The organism is Streptomyces sp. NPDC005791 (assembly GCF_042871485.1).
Classification (GTDB): Bacteria; Actinomycetota; Actinomycetes; order Streptomycetales; family Streptomycetaceae; genus Streptomyces.
Map to the genome: position 1 here is coordinate 238704 of NZ_JBIAIP010000001.1, position 21823 is coordinate 260526.

The 21823-nt window shown below is 71.2% G+C and carries 23 protein-coding genes; 9 read left to right on the top strand and 14 right to left on the bottom strand.

The features are described 5' to 3' along the window. Positions 1 to 3 precede the first annotated feature (3 nt). The gene (locus ACFYSH_RS01220) at positions 4 to 1344 is read right to left on the bottom strand and encodes an NtaA/DmoA family FMN-dependent monooxygenase (RefSeq protein WP_388750154.1); all 1341 of its coding nucleotides are present in this window, start codon (positions 1342 to 1344) and stop codon (positions 4 to 6) included. A gap of 78 nt (positions 1345 to 1422) precedes the next feature. Next, positions 1423 to 1905 carry a flavin reductase family protein gene (locus ACFYSH_RS01225; protein ID WP_388750157.1) on the bottom strand — a complete coding sequence of 161 codons (483 nt, stop codon included), beginning with the start codon at positions 1903 to 1905 and terminating at the stop codon, positions 1423 to 1425. Between the two features lie 115 nt (positions 1906 to 2020). Between ACFYSH_RS01225 and ACFYSH_RS01230 the strand changes: the two genes are divergently transcribed. The 5 genes from ACFYSH_RS01230 to ACFYSH_RS01250 all read left to right on the top strand — a co-directional run bounded on the left by ACFYSH_RS01230 (position 2021) and on the right by ACFYSH_RS01250 (position 7375). Next, positions 2021 to 2599: a TetR/AcrR family transcriptional regulator gene (locus ACFYSH_RS01230; RefSeq protein ID WP_388750160.1), complete on the top strand. Its 579-nt coding sequence runs from the start codon at positions 2021 to 2023 to the stop codon at positions 2597 to 2599. A 129-nt stretch (positions 2600 to 2728) separates the two neighbouring features. Beyond that, positions 2729 to 4063, top strand: coding sequence for an NtaA/DmoA family FMN-dependent monooxygenase (locus tag ACFYSH_RS01235; protein ID WP_388750163.1), 1335 nt, complete (start codon positions 2729 to 2731; stop codon positions 4061 to 4063). Between the two features lie 65 nt (positions 4064 to 4128). After that, the gene (locus ACFYSH_RS01240; protein ID WP_359465439.1) at positions 4129 to 5136 is read left to right on the top strand and encodes an LLM class flavin-dependent oxidoreductase; all 1008 of its coding nucleotides are present in this window, start codon (positions 4129 to 4131) and stop codon (positions 5134 to 5136) included. Between the two features lie 423 nt (positions 5137 to 5559). After that, a complete protein-coding gene (locus ACFYSH_RS01245; RefSeq protein ID WP_388750167.1) occupies positions 5560 to 6453 on the top strand; it encodes a DUF4429 domain-containing protein in 894 nt (297 codons plus the stop codon). Between the two features lie 325 nt (positions 6454 to 6778). Further along, positions 6779 to 7375: a TetR/AcrR family transcriptional regulator gene (locus ACFYSH_RS01250; RefSeq protein ID WP_359465610.1), complete on the top strand. Its 597-nt coding sequence runs from the start codon at positions 6779 to 6781 to the stop codon at positions 7373 to 7375. 22 nt (positions 7376 to 7397) lie between these two features. Here the strand turns inward: ACFYSH_RS01250 and ACFYSH_RS01255 are convergent, their stop codons facing one another. Both ACFYSH_RS01255 and ACFYSH_RS01260 read right to left on the bottom strand, forming a co-directional pair. After that, positions 7398 to 8354, bottom strand: coding sequence for an endonuclease/exonuclease/phosphatase family protein (locus ACFYSH_RS01255; protein WP_359465437.1), 957 nt, complete (start codon positions 8352 to 8354; stop codon positions 7398 to 7400). 109 nt (positions 8355 to 8463) lie between these two features. After that, the gene (locus ACFYSH_RS01260; protein WP_359465436.1) at positions 8464 to 9222 is read right to left on the bottom strand and encodes a GDSL-type esterase/lipase family protein; all 759 of its coding nucleotides are present in this window, start codon (positions 9220 to 9222) and stop codon (positions 8464 to 8466) included. On the opposite strand from ACFYSH_RS01260, the gene ACFYSH_RS01265 reads away from it, so the two are divergent. Further along, complete coding sequence (locus ACFYSH_RS01265; RefSeq protein ID WP_388750171.1) at positions 9221 to 10219, top strand: WD40 repeat domain-containing protein; 999 nt, start codon at positions 9221 to 9223, stop codon at positions 10217 to 10219. The genes ACFYSH_RS01260 and ACFYSH_RS01265 overlap by 2 nt on opposite strands. 63 nt (positions 10220 to 10282) lie before the next feature. Here the strand turns inward: ACFYSH_RS01265 and ACFYSH_RS01270 are convergent, their stop codons facing one another. Continuing rightward, positions 10283 to 10684, bottom strand: a complete 402-nt coding sequence (locus ACFYSH_RS01270; protein WP_359465433.1) for a PPOX class F420-dependent oxidoreductase — start codon at positions 10682 to 10684, stop codon at positions 10283 to 10285. A gap of 43 nt (positions 10685 to 10727) precedes the next feature. Continuing rightward, entirely contained in the window at positions 10728 to 11501 is a 774-nt protein-coding gene (locus ACFYSH_RS01275; RefSeq protein WP_359465432.1) for a TetR/AcrR family transcriptional regulator, read from the bottom strand. 100 nt (positions 11502 to 11601) lie between these two features. Here ACFYSH_RS01275 and ACFYSH_RS01280 point away from each other — a divergent pair, with 100 nt between their 5' ends. Genes ACFYSH_RS01280 through ACFYSH_RS01290 form a run of 3 tightly spaced genes read left to right on the top strand, consistent with a single transcriptional unit; the run spans position 11602 to position 13982 of the window. After that, positions 11602 to 12597, top strand: a complete 996-nt coding sequence (locus ACFYSH_RS01280) for an ATP-binding cassette domain-containing protein (protein WP_359465431.1) — start codon at positions 11602 to 11604, stop codon at positions 12595 to 12597. Next, complete coding sequence (locus ACFYSH_RS01285) at positions 12594 to 13424, top strand: ABC transporter permease (RefSeq protein ID WP_359465430.1); 831 nt, start codon at positions 12594 to 12596, stop codon at positions 13422 to 13424. The genes ACFYSH_RS01280 and ACFYSH_RS01285 overlap by 4 nt, the downstream gene beginning before the upstream one ends. A 21-nt stretch (positions 13425 to 13445) precedes the next feature. Further along, positions 13446 to 13982: a GNAT family N-acetyltransferase gene (locus tag ACFYSH_RS01290; protein ID WP_359465429.1), complete on the top strand. Its 537-nt coding sequence runs from the start codon at positions 13446 to 13448 to the stop codon at positions 13980 to 13982. 101 nt (positions 13983 to 14083) lie between these two features. Here the strand turns inward: ACFYSH_RS01290 and ACFYSH_RS01295 are convergent, their stop codons facing one another. From ACFYSH_RS01295 to ACFYSH_RS01330, 8 genes are all read right to left on the bottom strand, one after another. Further along, positions 14084 to 14695 (bottom strand): Uma2 family endonuclease, encoded by a 612-nt coding sequence (locus ACFYSH_RS01295; RefSeq protein WP_359465427.1) that lies wholly within the window; start codon positions 14693 to 14695, stop codon positions 14084 to 14086. A gap of 149 nt (positions 14696 to 14844) precedes the next feature. Continuing rightward, entirely contained in the window at positions 14845 to 15963 is a 1119-nt protein-coding gene (gene serC / locus ACFYSH_RS01300; protein ID WP_388750177.1) for a phosphoserine transaminase, read from the bottom strand. 95 nt (positions 15964 to 16058) lie between these two features. After that, positions 16059 to 17267, bottom strand: a complete 1209-nt coding sequence (locus ACFYSH_RS01305) for a cytochrome P450 (protein WP_359465423.1) — start codon at positions 17265 to 17267, stop codon at positions 16059 to 16061. After that, positions 17264 to 18499, bottom strand: coding sequence for a cytochrome P450 (locus ACFYSH_RS01310; RefSeq protein ID WP_359465421.1), 1236 nt, complete (start codon positions 18497 to 18499; stop codon positions 17264 to 17266). Before ACFYSH_RS01310 ends, ACFYSH_RS01305 begins: the two co-directional genes overlap by 4 nt. Then, positions 18496 to 19155, bottom strand: coding sequence for an ATP/GTP-binding protein (locus ACFYSH_RS01315; protein WP_359465419.1), 660 nt, complete (start codon positions 19153 to 19155; stop codon positions 18496 to 18498). Before ACFYSH_RS01315 ends, ACFYSH_RS01310 begins: the two co-directional genes overlap by 4 nt. Further along, a complete protein-coding gene (locus tag ACFYSH_RS01320) occupies positions 19136 to 19507 on the bottom strand; it encodes a DUF742 domain-containing protein (RefSeq protein ID WP_359465417.1) in 372 nt (123 codons plus the stop codon). Before ACFYSH_RS01320 ends, ACFYSH_RS01315 begins: the two co-directional genes overlap by 20 nt. Further along, positions 19504 to 19950, bottom strand: a complete 447-nt coding sequence (locus tag ACFYSH_RS01325) for a roadblock/LC7 domain-containing protein (RefSeq protein WP_359465415.1) — start codon at positions 19948 to 19950, stop codon at positions 19504 to 19506. The genes ACFYSH_RS01320 and ACFYSH_RS01325 overlap by 4 nt, the downstream gene beginning before the upstream one ends. Next, positions 19947 to 21476 (bottom strand): ATP-binding protein, encoded by a 1530-nt coding sequence (locus ACFYSH_RS01330; protein WP_388750182.1) that lies wholly within the window; start codon positions 21474 to 21476, stop codon positions 19947 to 19949. The genes ACFYSH_RS01325 and ACFYSH_RS01330 overlap by 4 nt, the downstream gene beginning before the upstream one ends. Positions 21477 to 21823 lie beyond the last annotated feature (347 nt).

Below are 21823 nucleotides of genomic sequence, written 5' to 3' on the forward strand. Positions count from 1 at the left end.
TCGTCACCGCGCCGCAGCATTCATGATGCGGGGGTCGGGACCGTACTGCCTGGGCACGCCGAGATTTTCACGCAGCGTTGCGCCGACGTAGTGCTCAGGGTAGATACCGCGTGCGCGCAGAATGGGGACGACCTCGTCGACGAATGCGTCGACGCCGTCCTCGTAGATGTCGGGAGAGAGCCAGAACCCGTCGGCGGCGCCCGCCTCGAACCACTCCTGCAGGTGATCGGCGTGTACCTCTGCGGGGCCGACCGTCGTCGGGTGGTAGTCGATCACCCCGTGGGCGAGGATGTCGCGGGGTGACCAGCCCCCGCGCGCGACTTCCAAGGCGATTCCTGAGCGCGGATCCATGGGGGACGCGTGAGCGGAGGCCAGCTGATCGGATGTGAGGGGCTTGTCATAGTGGCTCGGCTCGATGTGCAGTCCCAGCAGCGCGCCGAGGTGCGGCAGGCGCGCCTCGATGACGTCACCGGCCAGGGCGAGGCGGCGGTCGAGGCCCTCGCGCACTGTCGGGGCGACTGTCGTCATCAGCCCCGCGAAGTACTTGATGTCGTCGGGGTCGCGTCCGGCCTCCCGTGCGGCGTTGCGCACCATCTCCCGCTGTGCGCGGGCCTCCTCGATCGTCCACACCTCGGCGATGAAGCCGCTCGCGTAGCGGCCGGCGAGCTGGAGCAGGTGGGGGCTGGGCCCCCCGGAGGTGAAGATCACCGGCTGGCCCTGCTCCGACGGCGGGATCGCGAGAGGCCCGCGCGAGGCGACATGCTCGCCCTCCAGGTTGACAGGCCGAAGCTTCGACGCGTCGATGAAGCGTCCGGAGGCCTGATCCTTGATCCAGGCGTCCTCCTGCCAGCTGCCCCAGAGCGCCTCGACGACCTGGATCGACTCATGTGCGCGCTGGTAGCGCACGGCGCGCTCAACGACGGGTTTGCCGTAGTTCGCCGCCACGGCCGGATCGCTCGTGGTGACGGCGTTCCATCCGGCGCGACCGTGACTCATCACGTCGAGTGCCTTGAACTGGCGTGCGGTGTTGAACGGCTCCTGGAATGTGGTGGAACCTGTCGCGACGAAGCCGATCCGGGAGGTGGCCTGCGAGATGGCGGCCAGCTGCATCATCGGATCCATGACGTTGCTGAGCGGCGAGTGCTCTACATCCCCGCGCACGGCGGGGAAGTCCGGGGTGAAGAGGAACGTGAATCCTCCTCGCTCGGCGGCCTGCGCGTAGCGGATGTTCGCCTCGATCCTGGCGTAGTTGTCGGCGTCGACACGGGGTGCGCGCCAGGCTCCGGCCAGGGCGCCGTAGCCGTCGGTCAATGCGAGGCCGAGGACGGCCTTCCTGTCGGTCATCGATGAGCCCTTCCGGGAGTGATGGCGTGCTGAGCGGTGGGGTGGTGCGGCGAGGCGTCGTCCACGCAGGGGTGCGAGTCAGTCACGGGCGGCGACTCCTACCCTTCGTCCGAAGTAGGTGAGCGGGGAGACGACCTCGTCCCGGTGATGGCCGACGACCTCGAAGAGCACGAGCTCGTGGTCTCCGGCAGGAATGAAGTGGTGGGGTCTGACGACCAGCACGGCCGCGGCGCCGGTCAGCGTCCGGGCCTGGTCCGACGCGCGCTCCAGATCGATGCCCGCCAGGCGGGCCGGACCCGAGCGGCGCAGCTGGGGCACGAGATCCCGCTGCGGTTCGCCGAGCACCGTAATTCCGAGCTCCGCGGCCCTGCGAAGGCGCGGCCAGGTCGTGGAGACGTGAGTGAAGGCCATGGAGACGAGCGGCGGGTCCAGGCTCACGGTGGCGAACGAGTTGGCCAGCATCGCCTCGTCGCGTCCATCCACCTCGGCCGCGATCATGACCATGCCGGTGGGGTAGGCGGCGAAGGTGTGCCGGAGATCCGTGCCCAGTAGTGACGGCATGAGGGCTCCTCGGGATGTACGATCCTAGCTAATGGAGACTGTCTCCGCTTGTGACGATATGGAGGCGCTCTCCGTTTTGTCAACGTCGAGCTTCGGTACCCGGGGAAGGTGGGCCATGGCAAAGGCTCCGGTGCGCGCGGACGCCGCGCGAAACAAGGAGAAGATCGCGAGCATCGCTCGGGAGTGCTTCGTCGAGCAGGGCCTCGAGGTGTCGCTGGATGCGGTCGCCAAGCGCGCCGGCGTAGGGCCCGGCACCCTCTACCGGCACTTCCCCTCGCGCGAGGATCTGATCGCTGAAGTTCTCACTGCCGAGCTGGGAGACCTTGAGCAGGTTTATGCATCCCTGAGGAGCGCAGACCTGGGGGGCGAGGAGCGGCTGGAGCGGTGGTCCGTCGCGCTGCGGCTGTGGATGACCAGCTATGCCGGTCTTCCGGACCCTCTGAGGGCGTCCCTTGACGCCAAGGCCGGACCTCTGGGGGTGAAGTGCTCGACCGTCATCGCATGGACGGACGCACTGGTCGATCAGGCCCGGCGGGACGGCGCGGTGCAGGACTTCGTCACCGGCCGGGGGTTCTACCGGGCCGTCCTCGGTGCGGCATGGGCGGCGTCGGCGTCGGACGACCCTCGCGAGGCGGACGCGGATGCCCTGGAGCGCTTCGTCCGTGACGGATGGCGTGCCGCACCCGGAGTCTGAGGTCATGGGCGGCGGTCCCGCGCGCACCGGGATGACGCTTTTGCGAAACGGAGATGCCCTCCGTATGGTGTGAAGCGGACGGATCCTCCGTTTCCGTCCCCTCATCCATCGGCCGCGGAGGGACCGCCCATGACAAGGACCATCTCGCTCGGCGTGGCGCTCGGGGGCAGCTTCGGCGTCCATCCCGGAGCCTGGCGAATGCCGCATGCCGACCCCGGGGCCTACACCGACGTGGGAGTGCAGGTCCGCGCCGCACAGGCGGCCGAACGAGGGGGCGTCGACTTCGCCTTCCTGCCCGACCGCGCCTTCCTCCGCGACGACCTGGATGCCGGCCCGCCGACCTTCTCCATGGAGCCACTGATGGTCCTGACGGCCGTGGCCCGGGAGACCGAACGCATCGGACTGGTGCCCTCCGCATCCACGTCCTTCAGTGAGCCGTACGCCCTCGCGCGGCAGTTGCGAGCCCTCGACGTCATCAGCCACGGACGCGCCGGATGGAATGCCATACCCAGCTACGAGCCCGAGGCGTTCGCGAACCACGGCCGCCCCATGCCCCCGAGGGAGGGCAAGTACGAACGGCTCCACGAGGCCGTCCAGATCGTCCAGGCCCTCTGGGGGAGCTGGGAGCGGGAGGCCGGCGACCCCGATCCCGTCTCCGGGACCTTCGCGGACATGTCCCGCATCCGACCGATCGATCTCCACGGTCGCCATGTGGGCTCTCGCGGACCGCTCCAGATCCCGCCCTCCCCGCAGGGCCAGCCGGTGGTCTTCATGCCCGCCGCCGGCGGGCCCTCGATCCAGGCGGCAGGAATGTATGCCGGCGCCGTGATCGGCATGCCGAACACCATCGAGGACGGGCGCGCGCAGCGCGACATGGTCCGCAGGTCCGCGATCGCGGCCGGACGGGCCCCCGAGGAGATCCTGTTCTTCGCATTCATCGGATTCGGGCTCGGGGTGACGCACGAGAGCGCGCTCGAGCGCCGCCGAACTCTCGAGGACCGGACGGATCCGAGGCCCCGCCTGGCGCAGCTGTCCGTGATGCTGGGCGTGCACATCGACCCAGCCGCAGCGGATCGGCCGCTCCCCGCTGAGCAGCTGGAACAGGCCGCCGCGCATCCCCGCGCGGCTCGCGCACAGCAGGCCCTCGCACTGGCCCACGAGGGCTTCTCCCCGAAGGACATCCTCGCGCACGGCGTCCTGGATCCGCACCCCGGGCTCGTCGGGACTCCCGAAGCTGCCGCGCACATGATGCAGGAGTGGTTCGAGGCCGAGGCCGTGGATGGTTTCGTCCTCATCATCGATGACCTCCACGACGGCGTCGATGCCTTCGCGGACCAGGTGAGCCCGATCCTGCGCGAACGCGGTCTCCTGCGCGCCGACGACGGACCCACCACCCTGAGGGGCCGGCTCGGGCTGCCCGAGCAGCTCGGACTGGACCCGCGCATCCGCGGTGCCGAGAGCTGAAGCCGCTCATCGACCGAGCCCGTTCCGTTCCGTTCCCGCTGAACTCTGTCCGAAAGGTCGTCCCCGTGTCATCCGTCGTGCCCCTCTCCGTTCTCGATCTCGTCCGTGTGGAGCGGACCGACCCGGACGCATCCGCCACCATCCGGCGCAGCGAGAGACTGGCCCAGGATGCGGATCGGCTCGGATATCACCGGGTCTGGTTCTCCGAGCACCACAACATGCGGACCATCGCCTCCTCCGCCACCGCGCTCCTGATCCAGCACGTGGCCTCCCGCACCGAGCGCATCCGCGTCGGCGCCGGCGGGATCATGCTTCCCAATCACTCGCCGCTCATGGTGGCCGAGCAGTTCGGCACTCTCGAGGCGCTCTACCCGGGACGCATCGATCTGGGGCTGGGCAGGGCCCCCGGCACGGACGGTGCCACCGTGCGTGCCCTGCGACGCACCGGCGATGAAGCCGAACGGTTCCCCTCCGACGTGCTCGAGCTCCACGGATTCCTCGGCGACCAATCGCCGGTTCCCGGCGTCCGGGCTTACCCCGGCACCGGCAGTCGCGTGCCCCTGTACATGCTCGGATCCTCGATATTCGGGGCGCAGCTGGCTGCGCAGCTCGGCATTCCGTACGCCTTCGCGTCCCACTTCGCCCCCGGGTTGCTGGACCATGCCGCACAGGCGTACCGCAGCGGATTCGCTCCTGACGGGCCACTGGCCGGGCCGGACGCGAAGCCCCATTTGATGGTGGCGCTCAACGTCATCGCCACAGACGACGCCGAGACGGCGGCGCGGCTGCGCCGCGAAGCCGAGGACGCCTCCCTCGATGCGTTCTTCGGCAGAAAGCGGCCGCTCTCCGACGAGGAGATCGCCGCGGTGCGCGAAACACCGCAGGCACGGCAGATGCTACGGATGCTCGACGCCACGCTCGCCGGAACGGGGGAGCAGGTCCGCACCAGGCTGGCAGACATCGCAGCGCGGGTGCACGCTGACGAGCTGATCCTCGTCAACCACGCCCCCGGCGAGGACCACATGCGCCGCACATTGGAGCTGCTCGCCCCGGACCACAAGGCCTGGATCTGAGGGCCACGTCGGCGCGCCAGCGTCTCGACGTGCTGGCCGGGAGGGAGCTCCTGGCACGGTGGCCACGGATCGTGGTCGGGGGGCCGGCGTCGCGGGACGGCGTTCGGTTCGGCCGGAGGGGTATCGGCTCCTGGGCGGCGTACAACTTCCGGTTCGCGTGAGCCGGGCACTGACAACCACTGCCACCACCCGGTTGCTCTTCGACCTGACTCTTCTGGGGCCGACGCGTCCGTCCGTGCGGAGCGCGAACGGACGCGGCATTCGCCGGCGCATGCCGTCAGCCAGCAGGTGCCGCAGCGGGATCCCGCTCTTCCGGGAGGCCGAGGGCCGAGTCCGCACGGCGCCCACGGCGGTGCACGGCCTTCGGGCCGACGGCGGGTTCAGCCGGTCACGTACGCGGGTGTGCCTGGCAGAATCCGTCGTATGGCGGACATCATCTCGCGCGACGGAACGTGGAGCTTCGACGGGGACGCGGTGCGCATCGTCCCCGGCGGCAAGGCGCATCCGGTGCGGCAGGGCCTCGGCGGGTTCGCCGTCCCGCTGCACGCGGTGGCGGGCGTCTCGTACGAGCCGGACCGCAGGGGCGGCCGGCTCCGGCTGCGGCTGCGCACCGGCGCCTGCCCCGTCCTGCGGGCCGCGGACGGGCGGCTGAAGGACGCCGCCGACCCGTACCAGTTGGTGGTGGAGAAGGACCGCACCGGCGTCGCGGAGTATCTCGTCGACGAGATACGCAACGCGCTGCTGATCGAGCAGGTCCCCGACGGCCCGGTGGACCGGTTCCTGCTGCCCGGGCCGTCCGTGCCGGTGTCCGGCGGCGGTGGGGACGGTACGGCGTCCTTCGACGGGGAGGCGGTCCGGCTGACCTGGAACTGGAAGGCCGCGGAGTCGAAGACCGCGGGCGGCGCGGTCACCCTCCCGCTGTCGGACGTCACCGGGGTGCGCTGGGTGCCCGCCATCGGACTGGAGAACGGCTCCCTGCGCTTCGACCGGGGAGGCGCCGTCTCGCCCGCACCTGCCAAGTTCGACCCGTACTCCCTGGAGTTGTGGGGGCTGTCGAAGCGGGAGTACACCGCGGTCCTGGTCGCCGCCGCCGTTCTCGTACGGTTGCCGGTACCGTCCGACCCTGCCGGACCGGGCGCCGCGCCGGAAGCCGCCACCACGGCCCCCCCGGCGCTCGGGTCTGCCCCCGCCCCGCCCGCCGACGACCACGACGTGCTGCTGCGGCGGCTCCGTGAACTCGGGGAGCTGCACGAGGCCGGCATCCTCACCGACGAGGAGTTCGCCACGGCCAAGCGAGCCGTCCTGAAGCGCCTCTGACGGCCCGTCACCGGCTCAGGCGACACCTCATCGGCCGAAGGGCTCGGGCGGCCCGCGTCGCGGGGACGCCTCCGCTGATCAGGTCGATCGTGTACAGCTGTGCGAGCGCTCACCGGTACCGGGGGACTTGTGCGCAACGGCGCGGCGTGGGGTGCGCGCGGCGGCCCATACTCGGACAATGGCGCACGCGCTGTCCAGGGGCGCCCGAGCCCTCTCGGGCTCTCGCGACCCGCTCGACCGCGGGCGTGCGTACCGGACGGGGGCAGACCAAGGAGGACCCGTGGTGGATGTCCCGGTGGACCAAGTGACCGGAGCTGTCGACGGCATGCGTACGCGGGCCCGTGAACGGCTCCTCGAAGCGGGCCTGGAGCTCTTCGGGGTGTACGGCTACGCGAAGACCTCGGAGCAGGCCCTGTGCGACACGGCCGGGGTGCCGGAGGAGGTGCTCTGGGAGGAGTTCGGCTCCCGCGAGGGCTTGTTGACGGCCCTGCACAACCAGATCACGACCAGCGGACTGCGGGCGTCCGAAGCGGCTCTGCTCTCCGAGGGGATGGACGACTGTCCGATCGGGCAGCGCTTCCGGCGGCTCTTCGACGCGTACGTGTCGGCGGTGACCAGGGACCTGCGTGAGGCGCGGGTGACGTTCGTCGAGGTGCTGGGCGTGAGTCCGGCGGTGGACGCGCACTGCAAGCGGTGGCGTGATCTGTGGACCGACTTCCTGACCGGTGAGGCCGAGCGTGCGGCGGTGCGCGGGGAGGTGGAGGAACGGGATCACCGGGTCGTGGTGATGGTGATGGTCGGTACGGTCCACGAGCTCATGGCCCATCACGCCCGCCGCCCGCGCAGGGCCCGGCCGGACGAGGTGTCGGAGGAGCTGACGCAACTGGGGCTGGCCATGCTCGGGGTCGAGCCGACGGACTGAGCGGCAACGGACTCCCGGCCGTTCAGAGTCTGATGTCCGCCGCCACGGGCAGGTGGTCGCTTCCGGTGGCGGGCAGCGGGCGGAGGCGGGTGACCGTCGCCGACCGGGTGAGGATCTGGTCGATCCTGGCCACCGGGAACGTCGCCGGCCAGCTGAACGCGAAGCCGGGCCCCGGCGGGGTCATCAGCGAACTGACCGGTTCCAGACCGCGGTCGTCCAGCGTGCTGTTGAGGTCCCCGAGGAGGATGACCCGGTCCAGTGGCTCGGCGGCGATCACCTCGCCCAGGAGAGCGGCGCTCTCGTCCCGCCGCCCGGACGTGAGTCCGGTCCCGCCGATCCGTACCGAGGGCAGGTGCGCGACGTACACGGCGACCTCGCCCCGCGGTGTACGGACCGCCGCCCGCAGGCCCCGGTTCCAGCCCTCCCCGACGCCCTTCGGCCTGATGTCCACCAGCCGTGCGCCGGTGAGGGGGTGTTTCGACCAGAGGCCGACCGTGCCCCTCGTCGCGTGGTGGGGGTAGTCGGCGGCCAGCGCCGCCCCGACAGCGGGCAGGGCCGGGGCCGTCAGCTCCTCCAGGGCGATGAGGTCGGCATCCGTCCCGGCCAACGCCCGTGCCGTGGCGCCGGGGTCGGGGTTCACGTCGCTGACGTTGTGCTGGACCACGGTGAACGCGCCGGCCGGGGCCCGGCCTCCGGAGAGCAGCAGGCCCCCGAACAGGGAGCACCAGGCGACCACGGGCACCAGGAGCACGGCCGAAGCCAGCAACGAGCGGCGCAGGAGCGCGAGGACCAGCAGGAGGGGGACGGCCAGGCCCAGCCAGGGGAGGAAGGTCTCCAGCAGACTGCCCAGGTGGCCGGGGGTGTTGGGGACCAGGCGGGGGAAGACGAGCAGGACCGCCGACAGGAGGCAGAGCAGGGCGACCAGACGGCCCCGCCGCCAGCTCCAGGCCGGTGCCCGGCCTGCCCGCCTCTTCGTCACGCGCCCATGCTCCCGTCCGGACGTCTCCTCGCCGCGCCCCGCACATGACGACGACGCGAGGGCCCCTGCTCCGGTTCCGGTCCGGAACGCCGGTGCGCGCGGGGGAGGGTCAGGCCGCCGCCAGTGCTCCCGCGTACGGGCCGCCCACGCCCCAGGCCTGGTGCATCGCGTCGGCGAAGGCTCCGGCCAGTTTGTGTTCGCCGGTGGGGCCGGGGTGGGTGCCGTCGTAGGTGTCCGTGCGGATGTCGTAGCCCGTGGGGTGCGAGGCCAGCAGGACCGGGGACGAGGGGAGGTCCAGGTCGGCGACCGCCCGCGCGAGGAGCGTGTTGAAGCGGTCGCACTCGGCGGCGAAGGGGGCGTCGGACTCCGCCCGGACGTTCGGTATGACGGGGAGCAGCACCAGCCTGATCCGGGGGTTCGCGGTGCGGGCCGCGGTGATGAACGCCCGTACGTTCGCGGCTGTCTGCGTGCTGTCCGTGTAGAAGCCGAGGTCTATCAGGCCGAGCGAGACCAGCAGGACGTCGGCGCGGGCCGCCGTGACCGTGTCCGCGATGACGGGGGCCATGTGGAGCCAGCCCTCGCCCCAGCCGGCCAGGTGCCGGCGCGCGGGTGCGGGGAAGGTGGCATCGCCGTAGGCGTGGGAGCACGGGGCGTTCGCCTCGGTGTCGTACAGCGCGGTGCGCGGGCCCGTGATCGTGTACCCGTCGTCGCCGAGGGTTGCTTCGAGGTGCTGCCACATGCGGTAACGCCAGGTGAAGTCGCCGGCCTTGCCCACGGTCATGCTGTCGCCGACGAAGAGAAAACGCATGGCGCCATCATGGCCGATCACCGCTCCGCCCTGCGACGTGACAGTGGACACTTGAGCCATGAGATCGCTGCTGACCGTCTCCGCCGCTGCCGCCGCCCTCCTGTTCCTGCCGGGGGCGCTGCCCGCCGTCGCGGACGACGGGGACGGGGCGGACCGGACCTTCACGATCGAGGACTCCCGGATCACCGAGTCCAGCGGGCTCGCCGCCAGCCGACTCCACCCGGGGGTCTACTGGACGCACAACGACAGCGAGGACGGGCCGTACGTCTACGCGATCGACTCCCGGACCGGGAAGACCGTCGCGACGATCACCATGAAGGGCGTGGGGGAGCCCCGCGACGTGGAGGCGATATCGATCGGACCCGACGGGAACGTGTACGTCGGCGACATCGGCGACAACCTCGGCGGCTCCTGGGACCACGTCTGGATCTACCGCTTCCCCGAGCCGAAGCGGCTCGCGGACGCCACGGTGCGGGCGACGCAGTTCGACGTGACGTACGCCGACGGGGCGCGCGACGCCGAGGCGATGATGGTCCACCCGAAGACCGGGCGGGTGTACATCGCCTCGAAGAACGAGGACGGCGGTGGCCTCTACGAGGGCCCTGAGAAGCTGACGGCCGGCGGGGCCAACGTCTTCCGGCGCGTGGGCGAGGTGCCGTGGGTGACGGACGGGGCGTTCTCGCCGGACGGCGAGGACCTGGTGCTGCGCTCCTACTTCAGCGCCCGGGGGTACGCGTTCGAGAACGGCCGCCTCGGTGACGACCGGGCGGTGAGCGTGCCGCTCCAGGGGCAGTCCGAGTCGGTGACGTACACGGCGGACGGCTCGGCGATGATGGTCGGCTCCGAGGGGGAGCACAGCGAAGTGGTGCGCGTGGAGGTGGAGGGCGGGGGCGGCGGCAAGGCGTCCCCGAACGGCGATGGCGGCGGGCCGTCCTCCTCGTCGTCCGGGGACGGCGAGGAGGACGGCGTGTCGAAGCACGGCACCGCGACGGGCGGCGCCGTGGCCGTCGTCGTCATCGTGCTGGCCCTGCTCGCGGTGAAGCGCCGCCGGGGGTAGGGCGCGCGTCGTCCGGGCCACCCGGCCCGCCGCCCCGGCGTCCGGGCCACCCGCCCGCTCCGCTCAGAAGTCCTCGGTGACCGGCCGCAGCTCGTAGTGGAGCGTGCGGTCACGCTTCAGCCGGTGGGTGAGCGGGACCGCCACGCCTTGGAGTGCGGGGTACTTCCGGGAGAGCGTCCGGGAGGCGTGGGTGTTCTCCTTGGAGTCCTGCTGCAGGAGCCGCGCCCAGGCCTTCACGGGCGGCCCGGTCGGTGCGCCCCGCACGGTGCACGGGGCGATCTCCACCACCGGGTGGTTGCGCATCCGGTCGACCTTCCAGGCCGAGGAGAAGGTACGGATGTAGGCGTGGTCACCCTCGACGGCGATGCTGACGGGGGTACGGGCAGCTGATCCGTCCGGCCTGCGGCTGCTGAGCAGGACGGTGTACTGCTTCACGAAAGGCTCTAGCTCACGGATCGTCTCCATGAGTCCATGGTGCATGAAAACGGGGCGATCCGGGCTTTTCTCTTCACTGCCCCGAGCGCCGGCGGACCAGGGTCTCGACGCCGTCGACGATGCGGCCGAGGCCGAACGCGAAATGGTCGAAGTCGTAGGCGAACGCGTCCTCCGACAGGGCGGCCATGCGTGGATAGTCGCCGCTCAGCATGGCTCGCTCCAAGTAGGGCTGCTGTCCCTGCCAGAAGGCGGCATCGCTCAGGCCCGTCTCCCGGGCGGCTTCCGCGGCGTGGTTCTCGGTGCGGGCCAGGCCCTCGACGAAGCTGTTCACCGTGATGATCACGCTGATCAGCTCGGGGTCGGTGAGCCCCGTCCCCCGGAGTCCGGTGAGCGCCAGTTCGAGGCCGCGCAGGGCGCTCGGACCGAGGACCGTGCGCGCCTGGTTGATCTTGAGGAGCCAGGGGTGGGCGTGGAGGGTGGCCCGGTAGGTGTGGGCCATGACGTCGAGGGCCGTCCGCCAGTCCTCCGGCACCTGTGAGGCGTCCGTGGCGAGGGGTTCGCCCTGGACGCGGTCGAGCATCAGGTCGAGCAGTTCGGCCTTGCCGGGTACGTAGCGGTAGAGCGTCATCGTGCCGGTCCCCAGCTCCGTGGAGAGCCGGCGCATCGAGAGGGCGTCGAGACCTTCGGCGTCGGCGACCTCCACGGCCGTCGTGACGATCCGGTCGAGCGTGAGGCCTGGCTTGGGGCCGCGGCTGGGGCGCTCGCCGGTGCCCCAGAGGAGTTCCAGGCTACGGGCGAGGTCGCCGCTCCCTGTGGTGCTGCCGCCTGCTGGTTCGCTCTTCGTCATGGCCTCAGGGTAAGCCGCCGACGCGAAACTGGGTACGGTGTACCCGTAATCGGGTACGGTGTACTCGGTTTCATCGGTGAGTCGGAGAGGGGAGTGAGCCATGTCCGATTCCGGACATGCCGTGCTGGCCGAGAGGGTCGTGAAGCGGTACGGGGCGAAGAGGGGGGCCACGGAGAAACGCGCGCTCGACGGGTTCGACCTGGCCGTCCGTCCCGGGACCGTGCACGGGCTGCTCGGGCCGAACGGCGCCGGGAAGACCACCGCCGTGCGGGTCCTCGCGACCCTGCTGCGGTTCGACGCGGGCCGGGCCGAGGTCGCCGGCCTGGACGTGGCGCGCGAGCCGCAGCGGGTCCGGAGCCGGATCGGGCTCGCCGGGCAGTACGCCGCCGTGGACGAGGTCCTCACGGGCCGGCAGAACCTGGAGATGTTCGGCCGCCTCTTCCACCTGGGCGGCGCGGCGCGGCGGCGGGCCGGCGAACTGCTGGAGCAGTTCGACCTGGTGGACGCCGCGGCCAAGGGCGTCAAGGAGTACAGCGGAGGGATGCGGCGCAGGCTCGACCTGGCCGCCTCGATGATCCTCGCGCCCACCGTGCTGTTCCTGGACGAGCCGACGACCGGGCTCGACCCCCGCGGCCGTGGCGAGGTCTGGGACGCCGTCCGGGCACTGGTGTCCGGCGGCACGACGGTGCTGCTGACCACGCAGTACCTCGACGAGGCGGACAAGCTCGCCTCGCACATCACCGTCATCGACCGGGGACGCGCCATCGCGGACGACACTCCGGACGGGCTCAAGGACCGGATCGGCGGTGACCGGATCGAGGTCGTCGCCGCCGACCCGGCCGACCTCCCGGTGGTGGCGAAGGCCGTGGACCGGGTGGCGGGCGGCGGAACGGTGGTGACGGACGCGCCGGACCGTCGTGTGCACGCCCAGGTCGCCGACCGGGTGGCGGCGCTGACCGAGGTGGCGCGGTCCCTCCAGGACGAAGGGATCGCGGTGGAGGACATCGGACTGCGCAGGCCGAGCCTGGACGACGTGTTCCTGCGCCTGACGGGACACGGTGCGCAGGCCCCCACCGGAACGGAGGTCGCGGCATGACCGCGCTCGAACTGCCCGCCACCACCGGCCGCGAGCGGAGCCGGGCGTACTGGGCGCTCGCCGACTGCTGGAACGTCACCCGCCGCAGCCTCACCCACTACCAGCGGCAGCCTCTCGCGATCCTCTGGCAGCTCGGCTTCCCGATCATCTCCGTGCTCCTGTACGGCTACGTCTTCGGCAGCGCGATGAAGGTGCCCGGGGGCGGCGACTACCGGGAGTTCCTGATGCCCGGCATGTTCGCCACGACCATGACGATGGGCTTCATGAACACCGCCATGGCCGTGGTCACCGACGCGGGCAAGGGCGTCGTCGACCGCTTCCGGTCCATGCCGATGGCCCCGTCCGCCGTCGCGACCGGACGCGGCGTGGCGGACCTCGTGGTGGCCTGCGCCGAACTGGTGATCCTGGCGGCCACGGCGCTCGCGATCGGCTGGCGGGCGGACGGCGGCCCGCCGGCAGCTGTGGCGGCGTTCGGTCTGCTTCTGCTGCTGCGGTTCAGCCTGATCTGGGTAGGGGTCTGGATCGGCCTGCTCGTCCCGAACGCGGAATCGGCGGGCGGGCTGTACGCGATCGCCTTCCCTGTCACGATGATCTCCAGCGCGATGGTGGCCCCCTCGCTGATGCCCGGCTGGCTGGGCACGCTCGCCGCCTGGAACCCGGTGTCCTCCACGGTCACCGCGGCCCGGCAGCTGTTCGGCAACCCGGTGGCGAGCGGGGGCACCTGGGTCGAGGAGCACGCCCTGCTGATGGCGCTGGTGTGGCCCCTGGCGATCACGATGGTGTTCCTGCCGCTCGCGGTGCGCAGATTCCAGCGGCTCAGCCGCTGAGCCCCGCGTAGGCTCCCACCCATGCAGGTCATCGGGGCCCCCGAGCCCTTCTCCACCTCCCGTCTCGACGCGCTCCCGCTCGACGTCGCCTACGCGGAGGAAATGGCTCTGGTCCTCTTCGACCCCGCCCTGCACACCTACATCGGAGGCACTCCGGAGGACGCCGGCACCCTGCGCGCCCGCTACGAGCGGCAGGGCGCCGGCTCGCCCGACCCCGCCGAGCGCTGGTGGAACTGGGTGCTGCGGGTGCGTGCCGAAGGATGCCTGGCCGGTTACGTCCAGGCCACCGTGCGCGGGGCCCGGGCGGAGGTCGCCTGGGTGGTCGGGACCCGGTGGCAGGGCAGGGGGTACGCCAAGGAGGCGGCGGCCGGCCTGGTCCGGCATCTGCTGGACCAGGGTTCCGTCCGTACCGTCGTCGCCCATGTCCACCCGGACCACGCGGCCTCCGCCGCCGTGGCCGCAGCCGCCGGGCTCCGGCCGACGGGCGAGCGGGAGGACGGCGAGGTGCGATGGCGGCGGGACCTGGTCGCCGTCCGCCGTACGGAGGCCGGGAGGTGACGGGGAGGCCGTGCGCCGGGAGGCGGCGGAAGCTCAGCGAGCTGGCTGAGCGCCTGTAGAGCCGTCGATGAGCTCGCGGCCGATGTCCATGCGACACAGCCTCAGGAGCGGGGGCGGCCCGCCTTGACCAGCTCGGCGACGTCGAGGGTCATGTCGGCACCGATCGACGCGGGAAGCACGGCCGACTGGCCGGGGGCGTAGACCTCGTGGCTGTCGTAGGTGCAGCCGGTGGGCTCCGTCAGGACGTGGAGGCGGCCGTGGCGGCGGTCCAGAATCACGTACACCGGGATCTTGGCCTCGGCGTACGCGGAGACCTTGTTGCGCAGGTCGCTCTTGTAGTTGCCGGAGGTCACTTCCAGGACGAGGCGGAAGACGGCCGGGTCGTAGCAGTTGTTCTCGATCAGATGCCCGTCGAAGTCCGCGTCCACGACGGCGAGGTCCGGGATGGCGTAGTCCTCCGGCCCGCCGGGCAGCCACAGGCCGATGGCCTGGAGGACCCTGGACTCGTCGCTGTGGAGCCCCGCGGCAAGGAACGGGATCATGAGCGTGGTCAGTGCATTGGCGTGCGGGCCGTCCGGGGGTGGGGCCACGGTGATGACGCCTCCGATGATCTCGACGCGATAACCCGGAAGCTGCTCCATGAGACGGTTCGCCGTCACGAGCATCGGTTCCGGCTCATCGTCACAGGGGTGCTCGACTGCGGCAGCAGACATGGCGGGCCCTCCTGGAATGGCTGGTGTCGAGGACATCATCGTAGGGCGGGGTGCCCGGATTCGTCCGGTAGGCGGTTCGTCACCCGGCCGAGTGAAGCAGAAACGGCTCCGCACACCGAGGTGTGCGGAGCCGTCCGGACGGATGACCGTCAGAGCTTGTCGATCACGTAGTCGATGCAGGCCGTGAGCGCCTGGACGTCCGCCGGGTCGATCGCCGGGAACATCGCGACGCGCAGCTGGTTGCGGCCCAGCTTGCGGTACGGCTCGGTGTCGACGATGCCGTTGGCGCGGAGCACCTTGGCGACGGCCGCCGCGTCGATGCCGTCCTCGAAGTCGATCGTGCCGATGACCTGCGAGCGCTTCGCCGGGTCGGTGACGAACGGGGTGGCGTACTTGGACTCCTCGGCCCAGCCGTACAGGGCCTGCGAGGACGCGGCGGTGCGGCCGGTCGTGAAGTCCAGGCCGCCCTGGGTGTTCATCCACTTCAGCTGCTCGTTCAGCAGGAAGAGGGTGGCCAGTGCCGGGGTGTTGTACGTCTGGTTCTTCAGGGAGTTGTCGATCGCCGTGGGCAGCGAGAAGAACTCCGGGATGTGCCGGCCCGAGGCGTGGACGCGCGCGGCGCGGTCCAGGGCGGCCGGGGAGAACACACCGATCCACAGGCCGCCGTCGGAGGCGAAGGACTTCTGCGGGGCGAAGTAGTAGACGTCCGTCTCGGTGATGTCGACCGGCAGGCCGCCCGCGCCGGAAGTGGCGTCCACCAGGACGAGGGAGCCCTCGTCGGCGCCTGCGACCCGCTCGACCGGGGCGGCGACACCGGTGGAGGTCTCGTTGTGGGTGAAGGCGTAGACGTCGACGCCCGCCTCGGCCTTCGGGTCCGGGTGGGTGCCCGGGTCCGAGGCGATGACGGTCGGGTCGGCCAGCCACGGGGCCAGCTTGGCGGCCTTCGCGAACTTCGACGAGAACTCGCCGAAGTTCAGGTGCTGGGACTTGTTCTCGATCAGGCCGTGCGTCGCGACGTCCCAGAAGGCGGTGGACCCGCCGTTGCCCAGGACGACCTCGTATCCCTCGGGGAGGGAGAAGAGACCGCGTACGCCGTCGCGTACCTCGCCGACCAGGTTCTTGACCGGGGCCTGGCGGTGGGAGGTACCGAGAAGGGAGGTGCCGGTCGCGGCCAGCGCGTCGACCGCCTCCGTCCGCACCTTGGAGGGCCCGGCGCCGAAACGTCCGTCGGCGGGCTTGAGGTCAGCGGGAATCTGGATGTCAGCCACGATCCGGAGCGTAGTCCCTCCCGGACCCGGTGGAGGACCGTGTCCGTCGGATGAGACACGCGCTCCGGACCATGGACGACCCGTGCGGGCCCGGATCAGCCCAGGTCGACCGGCAGCTCGTGCAGGTCGTTCTGGGTCACGATCGGCTTGTTCCGCAGCTCGGAGGCCGGTACCGCGAGGTCGAGGTCGGGGAAGCGCTCGTACAGCGCCGGCAGCGCGACCCCCGCCTCCAGCCGGGACAGCGCGGCACCGGGGCAGACGTGCGGGCCGTGGCCGAAGGCGATGTGGCGGTTGGGGGAGCGGGTGATGTCGAACTCACCGGCGGTGGGCCCGTACTGCGCCTCGTCGCGGCCCAGCGCACCGAAGGAGACGATCAGGGCCTCGCCCTTCGGCAGGACCTTGTCGCCGACCTCGATGTCCTGCGTCGCGAAACGGATCAGGACGTGCGAGGTCGGGGTGTTCCAGCGCAGGGTCTCCTCGATCACGTTCTCCCACGGCACCTCACCGCTCAGCACGCGCTCGCGCTGCTCGGGGTGGGTCTGGAGTGCCTCGACGACATTGACGACCAGGCTGATCGTCGTCTCGTGACCGGCCGCGATGATCAGCTGCAGCGTGTTGACGATCTCCTCGTCGGTGAGGTGGTCACCGTCCTCGGAGGCCGCGATCAGGGCGCTGGTGAGGTCGTCGCCCGGGTTCGCACGCTTGCCGTCGACGATCTTCGTGAAGAGGGCGCCGAGGTCCGCCATCATCTGCGGGACCTCCTGCGGCGGGGTCTGCGTCGAGAAGAACTTCTCGAACAGTTCCTTGAGCCGGGGATGGTCGGACGCGTCCACGCCCATCAGTTCGCTGATGACGTTCATCGGCAGCGGATAGGCGAACTCCGCCTTCAGGTCGACCGTCTCGCCCTTCGGCATGGCTGCCAGCCGGTCCAGGGAGGCGTTCGTCATGGCCTCGATGCCGGTCCGTAACCGCTCCACCCGCTTCACCGTCAGCGCCTGCGCGATCATGCCGCGCAGCCTGCGGTGCTCGGCGCCGTCCACCGTCAGCATGGAGCGGCCCGGGTTGACGAGACCGATCAGCGGCCAGTCCATCGGGATCTCGCCGCGCTGCCAGGCGTTCCAGACGCCGATGTCCTTCACCACGCGGCTGTCGGTGAGCAGTTGGCGCGCCTCGGCGTGATGCGTCACCGCGTAGCAGTGAACCCCGCCGGGGAGCTCCACCTCGGCCAGCGGCCCGGCGGCCCGCAGCGCGGCGCTTTCGCCGTCGAGGTCGGCGACGAGGGGATCGAGGGCGATCCGGGTCATTTCGAGCCTCCAAGTGCGGGGGTGGGCGTGAAGTGCACCGGCAGATCCGTCAGCCCGTGCAGCCACGGGGACGGGCGCCGGGTCAGCTGGTCCGCGGGGACGTCGAGGTCCACGTCCGGGAGCCGGTCCAGGAGCACCTCGATCCCCGTACGGGCGATGACTTCGGCCGTCTCCTGGGCCGGGAACGGGCAGCGGTGCTCGCCGTGGCCGAAGGAGAGGAACGCGCTGTTGCCACCGGTCAGGGTGGAGCCGTCCGTGCGTATCTGGGGGTCGCCGTTCGCGGCGGCGATACCGAGGAGCAGCAGGTCACCGGCGCGGATGTGGCGTCCGCCGAGGTGGGTGTCGCGGGACGCCCAGCGTCCGGCGACGTTCTGGCTGGGGGTCTCCTCCCAGAGCACCTCGTTCATGGCCTCGCCGACGCTGTGCCGGCCGCCCGACAGGGAAGCGGCGAAGCGGTCGTCCGTCAGCATCAGCCGGAGCGAGTTGCCGATCCAGTCGGCGGTCGGCTGATGGCCCGCGGTGATCATCACCATGAGGTCCTGGGCGACCTCCTCGTCGGTGAAGCCGCTCGAGTCCTGGATCATCCGGGTCGCGACGTCGTCGCCGGGTTCGGCGTGCTTGTCCACGAGGAGCTGGTACATGGCCGTGCCGAGGTGCTGCTGTCCGGCCAGGGCCCGTTCGCCCCCGTCGATCATGTCGTTGAGCGCGCCCACGAGTGGTCCGCCGACCTCGTCGCTGAAGCCGAAGAGCTTCGCGAGGACGCGGGCCGGGAGCAGCATCGCGTACGCGGCGATGAGGTCGGTGCGGCCGGTGGAGCAGAAGCGGTCGATGAGGTCGTCGGCGAACTCCTCCGCGTACCGCTTGAGCGCGAACGGGTCGACGGCCTCCAGGGCGTTGCTGATCATCGCCGCACGCACGGTGTGCCGCTCACCGACCGTGTAGAGGATCGACGGCTGCCTGTGGCCGATCATCGGCAGCAGCGGCCAGTCGTCCGGGATGTCGTCCCACTGGTTCCACAGCTCCGAGTCGCGGCTGAAGAGCACCGGGTCGCCGGTGACCTGGTGCAGCTCGCGGTAACCGAGGATCAGCCAGGCGGGTACGTCGCCGGCGAGGACGACGGGGGCCACGGCACCGTGGTCACGACGCATCTCCCGGTACAGCCGTACGGGGTCGGTCTGGAACCGGGGGCCGGACAGGGGCACGGGACCGTGGGACACGGGGCACTGGGTCACGGTGTGGGCTCCGGGGTCTTGGCGGCCGCCGGGGCAGGACTGCCTGCCGGGGCCGCGGTGGCGGCCTTCGCACGGGCGACGGAGAGTGCGTGGAGGTGCTCCACCAGCGTGATCAGGACGTACTTGCTGGAGGACCGGTCCCGGGCGTCGCACTCGACGAGCGGGACGTCGGGGGAGAGGTCGAGGGCCTCGCGGATCTGCTGATCGCTGTGGAGCGGCCCGCCGAAGTCGTTGCACGCGACGATGAACGGCGTGCCGTGCTGCTCCAGCCGGTCGATCGCGTACCAGGAGTCGGCGAGCCGACGGGTGTCGACGAGGACGACGGCGCCCAGGGTGCCGGAGAAGAGGCGGTCCCACAGGAACCAGAAGCGTTCCTGTCCGGGGGCGCCGAAGAGATAGAGGACCGAACGCGCGTCCAGCGTGATCCGGCCGAAGTCGAAGGCGACCGTGGTGGACGACTTGGAGTGCACACCGCCGAGGTCGTCGACGGCCTCGCCCGCGCGGGTCATGGTCTCCTCCGTGTTGAGCGGACGGATCTCGCTCACGGATCGGACCATGGTGGTCTTGCCGACCCCGAAGCCGCCGACGACGACGATCTTCAGTCCGTTGTCGGCCGTCGCCTGCAGGGCGGCACGGTCAGAGCTTGCGGAGTCCAACGAGCACCTGTTCCAGGGTGTCGGTGTCGGGGAGCCGGTCCTCGACACGGGCAGTACGGGGGTGGCGGGCGCTGATCCGGCCGGTGTCGAGCAGGTCGCACAGCATGATGCGGACGATGCTGACGGGCAGACTCAGGGTGGCGGAGATCTCGACGACCGCGGTGGGGCTGTGGCACATCCGCAGGATCGCGACGTGCTCCGACTGCATCCCGGGGCTCGGTTCGCACTCGGTGACGATGAGTGTGACGAGGTCGAACGCGGCCGAGCCGGACCGGCTGCGGCCACCCGTGAGGGTGTACAGCCGGTCCGGGTCGTCGTCGCGTCCTGGGCGGGGGCGCGGGACGGACGTCATACGCCCGTGGTTCCCGCGGCCGGCGCCGCCGTGTCGGGCCCGGCAGGGTCGCGTGGCGGGGCGACGAGGTAGGTGCCGAGCTGCTCGACGAGCTCGCTCATGTTGTGGCCGACGAGGCCGACGTCGGAGTCCTCCGCCGCCACGACCGCCAGGTGGGCGCCCGCGCCCGCCTCGACGATGAACAGCACGCCGCCGTAGAACTCGGTCATCGCGGACCGTACGCCACCGGTGCCGTCACCGAACTCGATGGACGCGCCGTGCGACAGGCTCTGGATACCGGCGGAGATCGCGGCCAGCTGGTCCGCCTGGTCGACGGAGAGTTCGGGGGTCCGGCACAGCTTCAGGCCGTCCCGGGAGAGGACCAGGGCGTGCCGGGCGCCGGGCGTGCGGTCGAGCAGCCCCTCCAGCAGCCAGTTGAGCTTCTCGTCGGTGGTCGCGGTCATCGGGTGTGGCCTTCCGGGTGCGGGGAATTGGCTCGTACCGCCTGGCTGAAGGTGCTGAAGCGGGCAGCCTGCACCTTCGGGTCGGTGGTACGGGGCCGGGGGGACTCGGCTCCGCCGGGGGTGGCATTGCCGGTACGGGCTTCGGCGGCGGCCAGGGTACGGCCACGGCGGCGCTTGGGCAGACCGCTCTCACCGAACTGGGGGACGCCACCGGTCGATTCGGACGCGGACTCCTGGCTCCCGGGCCCGGACTCCTGGTCCCCCGGTGCGGCGTCCGTGCGCGGCACGGGACCGGGGGAGCCCGTCACCGCGGGGGCCGGGGACCGGGCGTCCGTGCCCGGCGTCGAGTGGTCCGGCTCGGGCTCGGGGTGCCGGGCGGACTCGGGGCGGGGAGCGGGCGTGGGCGTACGGGCGATGAGCTCCTGCGGCAGCATCATCAGCGCGCCCGTGCCGCCGCGTGCCGACGGCCGGAAGGAGACGGTGAGGCCGTGCTTCCTGGCCAGCCGGCCGACGACGGCGAGGCCGAGCCGGGTGCCGGAGATCCCGGTGAGGTCCTGGTTGTCGGCGGACACGGCCCGCTCGGCGCGGCGCAGCTGCACATCGCTCATCACCAGGCCGCTGTCCTCGACGGTGAGGACGATGCCTGCCGGGACCTCCTCGACGTACACGTGCACCTCGGCGGTGGGCGGCGAGAAGTTGGCAGCGTTGTCGAGCAGCTCGGCCAGGGCGTGCATGACGCCTTCGGCGGCGTGCCCCGCGATCGCCACCTCACTGGTCGAGTGGAGGCGGATGCGCTGATAGCCGCCGATGCGGCCCATCGCGCCGCGCAGGATCGACTCCATGACGATCGGCTTGGCCCAGCGGCGCCCGGAGCGCGCACCGGTCAGCACGGCGACGGAGTCGGCGAGACGGCCGGCCTGGGCCGTGCGGTGGTCCAGGTGCAGCAGGTCGCCGAGCACGTCCTCGGCGGTGTGCCGGTGCTCCATCTCGCGCAGGTCGGCCAGCATGCTCGTGGCCAGGGCCTGTATGCGGCCCGCGGCGTTGGCGCAGGCGGCGATCGCCGCTGAGCGCTCGTTCTCGGCGCGCCGGGCGCGGGCGGTGAGCCGGGCGGCCTCGGCGGTGAGCCGCTCGTGCTGCTCGGCGGCCTCGACGACGACCCGGGCGACCTGGTCGTCCGCGGCGGCGGTGACCCGGGCCGCCTCGGCGGAGGCGGCCGCTCTGATCCGGGCGGTCTCCGCGGTGAAGCGCTGGGCCTCGGCGGCGGAGGTCGAGACGAGGCGGGAGGTCTCGGCGGTGAAGCGCTCGGAGTCGGCGACCCGCAGGGCGCGCAGATTGCGCGCGGTGGCGAGGGCGTGCACCGTGACGGCCATCGCGGTGCTCAGCAGCACGGCGGCCGCGCCCGCCCCCCAGCCGAGCGGGGTTCTCACCGAGGCGGGAGCGGCGGCGACGGCCCACAGGCACAGTGCACCGGTAACGGCTGCCGATATCAGCAGGGCGAGTGCGGTCGGCCGGAGTGAAGGGCGCAATCGGAGTCCTCGGGGCGGACGGTGCGGAGTGAGGGCGGGTACAGCGGGAGGGACAATCGGCTCATTTCGGTGCGGTGTCGGTGAAAGAACCACAACTGGAGCTGATTGTTCCCGATCAAGTCTCGGCAACTATAGGAGAATTGAGGTCTTGTTTGGGGATTCCCTGTGGCTACTTCTGTGTGGAATCCGGCTTGAACTGATTACCGTCCGGTTTTGCGGCGCATGTTCCCCGGGGCTGGCCGGTCGAGTGGCGGTAAATCCTGCGGTATGTCCGCTGTGTGATGCTTGATTCGTCACGATCGTCGCCCGTGGGCCGGTGGCCAGCTAGTGTGAGCGCTCCGGTGCAG